This window comes from Neisseria sp. HMSC055H02, assembly GCF_001813335.1.
Lineage (GTDB): Bacteria > Pseudomonadota > Gammaproteobacteria > Burkholderiales > Neisseriaceae > Neisseria > Neisseria sicca_C.
In genome coordinates this window covers 1-11393 of record NZ_KV812050.1, presented here as the reverse complement: position 1 = coordinate 11393, position 11393 = coordinate 1, and the positions used below count along the sequence as shown (strand labels likewise).

The following is an 11393-nucleotide window of genomic DNA, read 5'->3' as shown; positions in this document are numbered from 1 at the left end:
GGATTTTGGGGAATTTTGCAAAGGTCTCATATGATAAGATTTTTGAGAAAAAAGGCCGTCTGAAAACGAAGCGTGGTTTTCAGACGGCCTTTGTCTTGTATGCAGGTTATGCAGGTTTAAATGAAAACGGAACAATCTTTCTGCTGCCTGGTTCTAGTAAGACAGAAAATCACGGCAGATTATTTGTTTTCATTGAAAGTATTACTTGTTTTCGGCGGCTTTAGCGCCAGCGGTCTCTGCAATCAAATCCAAGAATACCAACGGCTTTTTGCCGATATTTTTGAGTGCATGGGACTGGCCGGGGCGGGCGATGGTAATGTCCCCTGCGCCGACTTGGGTCTGTTTGCCCGTGCTGTCGGTAAACAGACCTTTGCCGGATACGATGATGTAAACGTCTTCATTGCCGGTATGTTTGTGTTGGCCGATGGAAGCGCCCGGCGGCAATGTGAGCCAGCCGATTTCTTTGAATGCGTCTTGGTCGGTGGTTTGATGGCGCGTGAAGGCAAAGTTGCCGAGCAACGGGCCTTGGCCTCCGGCTGCGTTTTCGCGGTTCCATTCTGCTAAGTCGGTTTTTTTGTACACTTCGATGCTGCGGTCGGTGGGGGTGGTTTGTTCGGCGGCTTGAGTGTTTAGAGATGTGCCGAGTAGAAGGGCGACAGATAATGCGGCAAATAGTGGTTTCATGGCGGTTCTCCGTTTGTCAGGTTGGGTCAGATAATGCGGATTCCGTTTTCAGACGGCCTGCGGGGTTGAAACGATTAACCCCGCAGGCTTCCCCCAAGATTTATTTCACATTGCGAAGATAGTTCAACAATAATGGAACAGGGCGGCCGGTCGCGCCTTTTTCACCGCCGGATTTCCATGCCGTACCTGCGATGTCAAGGTGTGCCCACGGGTAATCTTCGGTGAAGTAAGACAGGAAGGTAGCGGCGGTAATCGTGCCTGCACCCGGCGTGCCGATGTTGGGAATGTCGGCAAAGTTGGATTTGAGCTGGTCTTTGTAGGTTTCAAAGAGCGGCAGTTGCCATGCTTTGTCGTCCACGTTGCGGGAAGCGACCAGCAGGCTGTCGACCAAATCCTGATTGTTGCCCATCACGCCGCTGACGTCATGACCTAAGGCGATGATGCACGCGCCGGTCAGAGTGGCAACGTCGATAACGGCTTTAGGTTTGAACTGCTCGGCGTAAGTCAATGCGTCGCACAAAATCAGACGACCCTCGGCATCGGTGTTCAACACTTCGATGGTCAAGCCTTTCATGCTTTTCACGACGTCGCCCGGTTTGTTGGCCGCGCCGGAAGGCATGTTTTCGCAGGTGGCGACGACGGCGATGAGGTTGATCGGTAGTTGCAGTTTGACGGCGGCGCAGAAGGTGCTGATGACGGTTGCCGCGCCGCACATGTCAAACTTCATTTCGTCCATGTTCAAACCGGGTTTGAGGGAGATGCCGCCGGTGTCGAAGGTAATGCCTTTGCCGACCAAGACGACGGGAGCGGCTTCTTTGTCGGCCGCACCGAAGTAGCTCAATTCAATCAGATAGGGGTCTTCCACGCTGCCTTTGGCGACCGACCAGAACGAACCCATGTTTTCTTTGATGTAGTCTTTTTCGATGATTTTGGCGTGTGCGCCCAGTTTTTCGGCTTCGGCTTTGGCGGTGCGCGCTAAGAATTCGGGTGTGCATTCGTTGGGCGCGGCATTGCCCAAGTCGCGGCAGAGGCTTTGTCCGTAAACCTGCGCCTCAGCGACGCGCAGGGCTTCTTTGACGGCGGCTTCGTGTGCGGTGTAGAACACGGCTTGTGCGAATTTGGCGGGCTTGGCTTCTTTTTTGTAGCGGTCGAAACGGTAGGCGGCGTTGCCGAACGCGATGGCGAAGGCTTCGGCAACGGCGGCGGCTTGCGCTTCATCGAAGGCATGGATGTCCGCATTAACCGTTTCCTGATTTTGCGCCCATTTGGCGGCTTCGGCGGCAGCTTTGTTCAGCGCGGCGCGGTCGGTTTTTTCGAGGCGGACGACGGCGACTGCCTGCAAACCGTTGTCCGTCGGGATTTTGGTGTCGGCAAAAGTTTGACCTTCTTCAAGCGAAGACAAAAGGGCAAGGGCGGTCGGGTGGTTTAATTGCGCGGTTTCGGTGCAGACAAATAACTGCGCGCCTGCCTGTTGCGGCTGCAAGGTTCCGGCTTTTGTGCTAAATTCCACGTTTATTCTCCTGATTGAGATGGTTTCGGGTAGTTTCAGACGACCCTTTGCATTAAGGGGTCGTCTGAAAACGGTTGGAAAGATTGTACTCCATTTGAGAGGTCGTCTGAAACCTTGCGCAGACAATCCGCCTGCGCCGAACCGCTACCGCTCCTAGCCGCGATTCTATGATTTATCAAAGAAACTTCATCAAAGAACTCTCTTTTACCGCCGTCGGCATTTTCGTCGTCCTCTTGGCGGTGTTGGTCTCCACTCAGGCAATCAACCTGCTCGGCCGTGCCGCCGACGGGCGCGTCGCCATCGATGCCGTGTTGGCATTGGTCGGTTTCTGGGTTATCGGCATGACGCCGCTTTTGCTGGTTTTGACTGCGTTCATCAGCACGCTGACCGTGTTGACCCGCTACTGGCGCGACAGCGAAATGTCGGTTTGGCTCTCCTGCGGGCTGGCGTTGAAACAGTGGATACGCCCCGTCATGCAGTTTGCCGTACCGTTTGCCATCCTGATTGCCGTCATGCAGCTTTGGGTCATGCCGTGGGCAGAACTGCGCAGCCGCGAATACGCCGAACTCCTCAAGCAGAAACAAGAATTGTCCATGGTGGAAGCAGGCGAGTTCAACAGCCTGGGCAAGCGCAACGGCAGGGTTTACTTCGTCGAAACCTTCGACACCGAATCGGGCATCATGAAAAATCTGTTCCTGCGCGAACAGGATAAAAACGGCAACGACAACATTATCTTCGCCAAAGAAGGCAATTTCTCGCTGAACGACAACAAGCGCACGCTCGACCTGCGCAACGGCTACCGTTACAGCGGCACGCCCGGCAAAGCCGACTACAACCGCGTTTCCTTTCAAAACCTCAGCCTGATTATCAGCACCACGCCCAAACTCATCGACCCCGTTTCCCACCGCCGCACCATCCCGACATCGCAGCTCATCGGCAGCAGCAACCCGCAACATCAGGCGGAATTGATGTGGCGCATCTCACTGACCGTCAGCGTCCTCCTGCTCTGCCTGCTTGCCGTGCCGCTTTCCTATTTCAACCCGCGCAGCGGCCACACCTACAACATCCTCGTCGCCATCGGGCTTTTCCTGATTTACCAAAACGGACTGACCTTCCTGCGCAATGCCGTGGAAGACGGCAAAATCCATTTCTGGCTCGGACTGCTGCCCATGCACATCATCATGTTCGCCATCGCCGTCGTACTCCTGCGCGTCCGCAGCATGCCCAGCCAGCCCTTCTGGCGGGCGGTTGGCAAAAGTCTGACATTGAAAGGCGGAAAATGAACCTGATTTCACGTTACATCATCCGCCAAATGGCGGTTATGGCGGTTTACGCCCTCCTGGCCTTCCTCGCCCTGTACAGCTTTTTCGAGATCATCAACGAAGTCGGCGACTTGGGCAAAGGCAGCTATAACGGCGCAACCATGGCGCAATACGTCCTCATGCAGATGCCCGCGCGCGCCTACGAACTCATGCCCCTCGCCGTCCTCATCGGCGGACTCGTCTCCCTCAGCCAACTTGCCGCCGGCAGCGAACTGACCGTCATCAAAGCAAGCGGCATGAGCACCAAAAAACTGCTGCTGATCCTGTCGCAGTTCGGACTGATTTTCGCCATCGCCACCGCCGCGCTCGGCGAATGGATTGCCCCCACCCTCAGCCAAAAAGCCGAAAACATCAAATCCGCCGCCATCAACGGCAAAATCAGCACCGGCAATACCGGGCTTTGGCTCAAAGAAAAAAACAGCATCATCAACGTGCGAGAAATGCTGCCCGACCATACCCTGCTGGGCATTAAAATTTGGGTGCGCAACGACAAAAACGAACTGACGCAGGCAACGGAAGCCGAATCCGCCGTTTTAAACAACGACGGCAGTTGGCAGTTGAAAAACATCCGCCGCAGCACGCTTAGCGAAGACAAAGTCGAAGTCTCGACCGCCACCGAAGAAAACTGGCCGATCGCCGTCAAACGCAACCTGATGGACGTATTGCTTGTCAAACCCGACCAAATGTCGGTCGGCGAACTGACCACCTACATCAGCCACCTCGAAAACAACAACCAAAACACCCAGATCTACGCCATCGCCTGGTGGCGCAAATTGGTTTACCCCGTCGCCGCCTGGGTCATGGCACTCGTCGCCTTTGCCTTCACCCCGCAAACCACCCGCCACGGCAATATGGGTTTGAAGCTCTTCGGCGGCATCTGCCTCGGCTTACTGTTCCACTTTGCCGGACGGCTCTTCGGCTTTACCAGCCAACTCTACGGCGTCCCACCCTTCCTCGCCGGCGCACTACCCACCATAGCCTTCGCCCTGCTCGCCGTTTGGCTGATACGCAGGCAGGAGAGAAGATAAAAAGATGGATTCGGAGAAAACGTCGTCTGAAAACGGTTTTGCGAAATACGCTATGCCTGTTTTCAGACGATGTTTTGTTTGGCTTGATGTTGCGTAGGGCGGAGTAGTGTAGGGTACGATTTATTTAGATTGTTATAGTGGATTAAACTTTAAACCAGTACGGCGTTGCCTCGCCTTACCGTACTATCTGTACTGTCTGCGGCTTCGTCGCCTTGTCCTGATTTAAATTTAATCCACTATATAAGCCAATTCGCTGTAAAGGTCGTCTGAAACCAATCTGTTGCTTAGGAGATTTGCCTTTCAAATTGTTGAAACAAAGAAAACTAGGTCGTCTGAACGCTGTTTCAGACGACCTTTTGTTTTTTTGTATTTGTATGTATTGTTATTCGGCGGTGTTACCGTTTTCCAAAACATCCAAGATGTTTTTCAGGTTGGCGGAATCGAGCTGACCGGGGGCGGAGGCGGTTCCTGCCGTACCGAATGTGATGGCTGAGCCGAAGGTCGAGCCTGCGATGCGGCTGACGAGTCCGAGCTTGCCCATGGAGATGGTAACAATCGGGCGGTTTGCGGTTTGACGGGCTTCCCAAGTGGCGTCCAAAAGCGTCAGGACATCGGCAGGGCTTTGGGGCATCACGGCGATTTTGCAGATGTCCGCGCCTGCCTCTTCCATTTTTTTCAGACGACCTGTGATGTCCGATTTGGCGGGCGTTTGATGAAAATCGTGGTTGCTCATCAGGACGGCGGTGTCGTGTGCTTTGGCGGCGGCAACCACTTGGCGGACTTCGCTCTCGCCGGCGGAAAGTTCGATGTCGATGATGTCGATGATGCCTGAAGCGGCGGCTTTATCGAGCAACTCGAAATAATACGCTTTGCTGCAAGGGTATTCGCCGCCTTCCTCCGCGCGTCTGAAGGTGAACAGCAGCGGGGTTTCGGGAAAGGCGCGGCGTACGGCTTCGGCTTGGGCGATCAGGTATTCGGGATTGCCCGCTTGGTCGAAATAGTCGGCTCTGAACTCGATAATATCGAAACAGGCGTGTTCGAGGTTTTTCAGGGCGGCGGATAAGGCTGCTTCGTCTCGGGCAACCAAGGGAACGGCGATTTTCGGCTGTCCGCTGCCGAGCGTGAGATGGCGGATGGTCAGGGTTTTCATGGTTTTTCTGCTGTATTGGTACGGTGGCTGTCGAGCAGCGGATCGGGGAACGGTGTCCAAACAACGCCGTTGATGCCGCTTTCGGTCAGGCGGCGGTTGAAGATGCGGCATCATAGCACGATAACGCTATGACTTAGGTTTTCAGACAGCCGCCTTGTCGGCTTCGTAGCAAAGAGGTCGTCTGAAAGCCAAAAAGATATTTCCATTTCCCATCAACCTGTTTATGCAAAAACCGCGCCCGATTGTTAACATTATATTTACACTACACCCGATTACAAATATACTCATTGCCATGCCGCACGGCTTTGTTTGCTTGAAATCCAAAGCCTGCGAACAACCCGCTGCGGGAAACAAGAAAAACCGATTCAGTGAAATCAATAAAAAAGCAATGTCGGGCGATGAGCCTATGCTTCAGCGGTTTTAGCGATTTCACGTTATGTTTCAGAGGAATACTCCATGGACTTACATGCAAAGGACAAAACCCAGCATCCTGAGAATGTCGAGCTGCTCAGTGCGCAAAAGCCGATTACCGACTTTAAAGGCCTGCTGACCACCATCATTTCCGCCGTCGTCTGTTTCGGCATTTACAGCATCCTGCCTTACAGCACCGATGCCAACAAAGGCATCGCGCTGTTGATTTTCGTTGCCGCGCTTTGGTTCACCGAAGCCGTCCACATCACCGTAACCGCATTGATGGTGCCGATTCTCGCCGTCGTACTCGGCTTCCCCGATATGGACATCAAAAAAGCGATGGCGGGCTTTGCCGATCCGACGATTTACATCTTCTTCGGCGGCTTCGCGCTTGCTACCGCCCTGCACATGCAGCGTCTCGACCGCAAAATCGCCGTCAACCTCTTGCGCCTGTCGCGCGGTAATATGAAAGTCGCCGTATTGATGCTGTTTGCCGTTACCGCCTTCCTGTCCATGTGGATCAGCAATACCGCGACCGCCGCCATGATGCTGCCGTTGGCAATGGGTATGATGAGCCACCTCGACCAAGAAAAAGAACGTAAAACCTACGTCTTCGTCCTGCTCGGCATCGCCTACTGCGCCAGTATCGGCGGTTTGGGTACCGTGGTCGGTTCACCGCCGAACATGATTGCCGCCAAAGCCCTGAATCTGGACTTCGTCGGCTGGATGAAGCTCGGCCTGCCGATGATGCTGTTGATTCTGCCGTTGATGCTGTTCTCCATGTACGTCATCCTCAAGCCCAATCTGAACGAGCGCGTCGAAGTCAAAGCCGAGTCTATCCCTTGGACGCTGCACCGTGTAATCGCGCTGTTGATTTTCATCGCTGCTGCCGTGGCTTGGGTATTCAGCTCCAAAATCAAAGAAGCGTTCGGCATTTCCAACCCCGATACCGTCATTGCCCTGATTGCCGCTGTCGCCGTCGTCGTATTCGGCGTGGCGCAATGGAAAGAAGTCGCCCGCAATACCGACTGGGGTGTGTTGATGCTCTTCGGCGGCGGCATCAGCTTGAGCGCGCTGCTGCAATCCTCCGGCGCATCCGAAGCCTTGGGTCAGCAGGTGGCCACCACTTTCACCGCCGCGCATCCGCTGCTGGTGATTTTCGTAGTCGCCACCTTCATCATCTTCCTGACCGAGTTCACCAGTAACACCGCCTCCGCCGCGCTGCTCGTGCCCATTTTCGCCAGCATCGCCACGCAAATGGGGCTGCCCGAACAAGTCTTGGTATTTGTCATCGGCATCGGCGCATCCTGCGCGTTCATGCTGCCGGTTGCCACGCCGCCCAACGCGATTGTGTTCGGTACAGGCTTGATTAAGCAACGCGAAATGATGAACGTCGGCTTGCTGCTGAACGTCCTTTGTATCGTATTGGTTGCGCTGTGGGCTTATTTCATTCTGATGTAAACCCATAAAACCCTAGCCAAGGTCGTCTGAAAGAATATTTTTCAGACGACCTTGAAGTTTTTCCGCCCAGCTCCATTTGTAAAAAGATTCTTAACGAAAGGAAACCCATGATTATCCTGCACACCAACAAAGGCGACATCAAAATCGAACTCGACTTCGACAAAGCCCCCGTTACCGCCAAAAACTTCGAGCAATACGTCAAAGACGGCTTCTACGACGGCGTAATCTTCCACCGCGTCATCAAAGGCTTCATGATTCAAGGCGGCGGCATGGACGAGAACATGAACGAAAAAGAAACACGCGAGCCGATTCAAAACGAAGCGTCCAACGGCCTGCCCAACGAGAAATACACCATCGCCATGGCGCGCACCTCCGACCCGCATTCCGCCAGCGCGCAATTCTTCATCAACACCGCCGACAACGCCTTCCTGAACTTCCGTTCCAAAGAGCTGTACGGCAAAACCGTCGTCCAAGACTGGGGCTACGCCGTATTCGGCAAAGTCGTCGACGGTTTTGACGTGGTCGATGCCATCGAAGGCGTCGCCACCAAACGCCACGGCTACCACGACGATGTACCGACCGAACCTGTCGTCATCACCAAAGCCGAAGTGGTATAAATTTGACGCGTTACATCCCATGACGCAAAAGCAGCCTGAAACGGGCTGCTTTTTTTGCGGATAAGGCATATCGACGGCTTCTTTGGTTTTTGACGAATCAGTTGCCATCAACCGTCAGCAATCAATCAAACAAATCTGTTGCATTGGCAGCGTAGCGTGGGCTTGACGCAAGGAAAAATATGTAGGACGAAACTGGGCAGGGCGGTATGCCTGACTGTTTTTTGTAATCCGCAACGAAACAGCAGAAAACCTGTGTTTGGGTTTCGACTGTTGGGGGTGAAAAGGGCTATTTGCAAAGTTCTCGATAACAACAAAAGGTCGTCTGAAAACAGGTTTTCAGACGACCTTTTCGTTTTTTACCTCTCAACAATGGTTTGTATTGGAATGGGGGGATATTTAAGTAGAATGAGCGAGGAGATTTTGCAAAGGTCTCCTCATGCTGATTCTAGGAGATAGCTGATTTTAATAGCACTTTTTCATCATTTATAAAAACAAAAGGCATCAATCCGATGCCTTTTTAATTCATTAACATGAAAAATTAACGTTCACTTCAACGTTTATTCGATTCACGAATCACTTCTTTGGATTACTTCAAAAATGCCGCATGATATGCAATATGCTCACCAATAAAACTGGCGATGAAGTAATAGCTATGATCATAGCCTTTATGGAAGCGCACGTTGATCGGCTGATTTGCCGCACGACAGGTTTCGATAAAATCTTCGGTACGCAATTGTGTTGGTAAAAACTCATCTTCCAAGCCCTGATCAATGCGCATACCTTGCACTTTATAGCCTTGTTGAATGAGCGTGCCGGCATCATATTGTTGCCATTTTTCACGATCTTTTCCTAAATAGGCAGAAAAGGCTTTTTCTCCCCAAGGCACAAGGCTTGGCGACAAAATGGGCGAAAAGGCAGAGACACTTTGATAACGTTCCCGGTTTCGCAGTGCCAATACCAATGCGCCGTGTCCGCCCATTGAATGCCCCATAATGGAACGTTTGCCGTTGGTAGGAAAATTTTCCTCAATCAGACTGGGCAACTCGTTCAAAATATAATCATACATTTGATAATTCGTCGCCCAAGGCTGCTCGGTCGCATTCAGATAGAAGCCTGCACCTTGCCCTAAATCATAAGCCGCATCGTTCGGCACTTGCTCTCCGCGAGGGCTGGTATCGGGGGCAACCACAATCACTTGATGTTCTGCCGCATAGCGCTGAAAGCCTGATTTGGTAATGAAATTTTGTTCAGTACAGGTTAAGCCGGAAAGCCAATAAATCACACCAAGTGGTCGATTCTCCTGATTATCCGGCAAATAGACGGCAAATTTCATTTCGCATTGAAGCGTTTGGGCATGATGTGCCCAAACTTGTTGCAAACCGCCAAAAATTTGATGTTGTTCAATCAGTTTCATCACGGGCCTTAGTAATGAATAACAGAGCGGATCGATTTACCTTCGTGCATTAACTCAAAGGCTTCATTGATTTGATCAAGTGTCATTGTGTGAGTCACAAACGGTTCTAACTGGATATCACCTTTCATTGAATCTTCCACCATTTTCGGAAGTTCAGAGCGGCCTTTCACACCACCAAATGCCGTGCCTTTCCAAACACGACCGGTTACCAACTGGAACGGACGCGTTGAAATTTCTTGTCCTGCACCTGCTACGCCGATGATAATGGATTGTCCCCAACCACGGTGTGCACTTTCTAATGCTTGACGCATTACGTTTACATTGCCGATACATTCAAAGGTATGGTCAATGCCCCATTTATTGATGTCTAACAACACATCTTTGATTGGTTTATCGTAATCGTTCGGGTTTAAGCAGTCAGTCGCACCAAACTGTTTTGCCAACTCGAATTTTGCGGAATTGGTATCAATGGCGATAATGCGCCCCGCTTTGGCTTGACGCGCACCTTGCACCACAGCCAAACCAATCGCCCCCAAGCCAAACACGGCCACAGAGTCGCCTTCTTGCACTTTTGCCGTGTTATGTACCGCACCAATACCTGTGGTAACACCGCAGCCGAGCAAACATACTTGTTCGTGGTTGGCTTCCGGGTTGATTTTCGCCAGTGAAACTTCCGCAACAACAGAATATTCACTGAAAGTCGAACAGCCCATATAGTGATAGATCGGCTGACCTTGATAAGAAAAACGCGTCGTGCCGTCCGGCATTAAGCCTTTACCTTGCGTATCACGCACTGAGACGCATAAGTTGGTTTTACCTGAACGACAAAACTCACATTCTCCACATTCAGCGGTGTAAAGAGGAATGACGTGATCACCTGGTTTTACGCTTAACACACCTTCGCCCACAGCAACGACTACACCTGCACCTTCGTGTCCAAGCACCACAGGGAATACGCCTTCAGGATCGTTCCCTGATAATGTAAATGCATCAGTATGGCACACGCCAGTGTGGGTATTGCGGATTAACACCTCGCCTTTACGCGGCATTTCTACATCGATTTCCACAATTTGTAAGGGTTGATTTGGCGCGAATGCTACCGCCGCACGCGATTTGATGGTTGAATTGGTTTGTTTAATTTCCATTATTTTTGCCTTTTAATTCATTAATAAAGTTACTAAATGACACCAGTTTATACTTTGGACTCCAGTCTGAAGCAAGCGTTTTTTGCAATTTTGCTTCGGCAGTAGCATGATTGACTGAAGATGTAAAATGCAATTGGCATTTTATTGAAGTGTCATCAAATATCATTTTTATTTTAAATTAATAAACAAAACAATAATATAAATTATTATATCTTTCTCATCATTTCATTCGCCGATCAAATCCTCGTTGAGATGTACAAGAAAAAAATTCTTTAATGTCATATAGATAGAATTATTTATATTCCTGGCAACTTGATCTCAAGGAGAGCCATCATGGCCAATACATTGCACTCTTTATCCCGCAGCGCAGCAAACAATAAATCAGACGTCCTTAAAGGAACGCCCCATGATGACGTTTTACATGGCAGTCTCGGACATACCACATTCTACGGCGGCTTGGGCGACGATATTTATTACAGTAAGAACGCGGACGACACCATTGTTGAATATGCAAATGAAGGCAACGACACGGTTTACGCCGATACAACCTTTACCTTACCGACCCACGTCGAAAACCTGACACTGGAAGGCAACGGCAACACCTTCGGATTTGGCAACAACTCTAACAATATTCTGATAGGCAACAGCGGC

10 protein-coding genes and 1 pseudogene are annotated in these 11393 nt (G+C 51.3%); 6 read left to right on the top strand and 5 right to left on the bottom strand.

Features of this window, described 5'->3' with window-relative positions; translation table 11 throughout:
- Positions 1-224, top strand: a 224-nt coding sequence (locus HMPREF2907_RS13045; RefSeq protein ID WP_210388571.1) for a hypothetical protein, incomplete at its 5' end; no start/stop codon positions are given.
- On the opposite strand, the gene HMPREF2907_RS00085 is transcribed toward HMPREF2907_RS13045, so the two are convergent.
- On the bottom strand, positions 202-684 hold the full coding sequence (locus HMPREF2907_RS00085) for a cupin domain-containing protein (protein WP_070679055.1): 483 nt from the start codon (positions 682-684) through the stop codon (positions 202-204). The two genes, HMPREF2907_RS13045 and HMPREF2907_RS00085, sit on opposite strands and share 23 nt — an antisense overlap.
- A gap of 100 nt (positions 685-784) precedes the next feature.
- On the bottom strand, positions 785-2194 hold the full coding sequence (locus HMPREF2907_RS00080; RefSeq protein ID WP_039407268.1) for a leucyl aminopeptidase: 1410 nt from the start codon (positions 2192-2194) through the stop codon (positions 785-787).
- Between the two features lie 167 nt (positions 2195-2361).
- Between HMPREF2907_RS00080 and lptF the strand changes: the two genes are divergently transcribed.
- Entirely contained in the window at positions 2362-3477 is a 1116-nt protein-coding gene (gene lptF, locus HMPREF2907_RS00075; protein WP_039407271.1) for an LPS export ABC transporter permease LptF, read from the top strand.
- Positions 3474-4544 carry an LPS export ABC transporter permease LptG gene (gene lptG, locus HMPREF2907_RS00070; RefSeq protein ID WP_039407274.1) on the top strand — a complete coding sequence of 357 codons (1071 nt, stop codon included), beginning with the start codon at positions 3474-3476 and terminating at the stop codon, positions 4542-4544. The genes lptF and lptG overlap by 4 nt, the downstream gene beginning before the upstream one ends.
- Positions 4545-4926: 382 nt before the next feature.
- Here the strand turns inward: lptG and aroD are convergent, their stop codons facing one another.
- On the bottom strand, positions 4927-5694 hold the full coding sequence (gene aroD / locus HMPREF2907_RS00065) for a type I 3-dehydroquinate dehydratase (RefSeq protein ID WP_070679054.1): 768 nt from the start codon (positions 5692-5694) through the stop codon (positions 4927-4929).
- Between the two features lie 456 nt (positions 5695-6150).
- On the opposite strand from aroD, the gene HMPREF2907_RS00055 reads away from it, so the two are divergent.
- On the top strand, positions 6151-7566 hold the full coding sequence (locus HMPREF2907_RS00055) for an SLC13 family permease (RefSeq protein ID WP_003762569.1): 1416 nt from the start codon (positions 6151-6153) through the stop codon (positions 7564-7566).
- A gap of 107 nt (positions 7567-7673) precedes the next feature.
- Complete coding sequence (locus tag HMPREF2907_RS00050; RefSeq protein ID WP_003743061.1) at positions 7674-8183, top strand: peptidylprolyl isomerase; 510 nt, start codon at positions 7674-7676, stop codon at positions 8181-8183.
- A gap of 586 nt (positions 8184-8769) precedes the next feature.
- On the opposite strand, the gene fghA is transcribed toward HMPREF2907_RS00050, so the two are convergent.
- On the bottom strand, positions 8770-9597 hold the full coding sequence (gene fghA / locus HMPREF2907_RS00045) for an S-formylglutathione hydrolase (protein WP_039407284.1): 828 nt from the start codon (positions 9595-9597) through the stop codon (positions 8770-8772).
- Between the two features lie 8 nt (positions 9598-9605).
- Positions 9606-10742: an S-(hydroxymethyl)glutathione dehydrogenase/class III alcohol dehydrogenase gene (locus HMPREF2907_RS00040; RefSeq protein WP_039407286.1), complete on the bottom strand. Its 1137-nt coding sequence runs from the start codon at positions 10740-10742 to the stop codon at positions 9606-9608.
- A 333-nt stretch (positions 10743-11075) separates the two neighbouring features.
- Between HMPREF2907_RS00040 and HMPREF2907_RS00035 the strand changes: the two are divergent.
- A pseudogene (locus HMPREF2907_RS00035) lies at positions 11076-11393 on the top strand (calcium-binding protein); the annotation flags it as partial.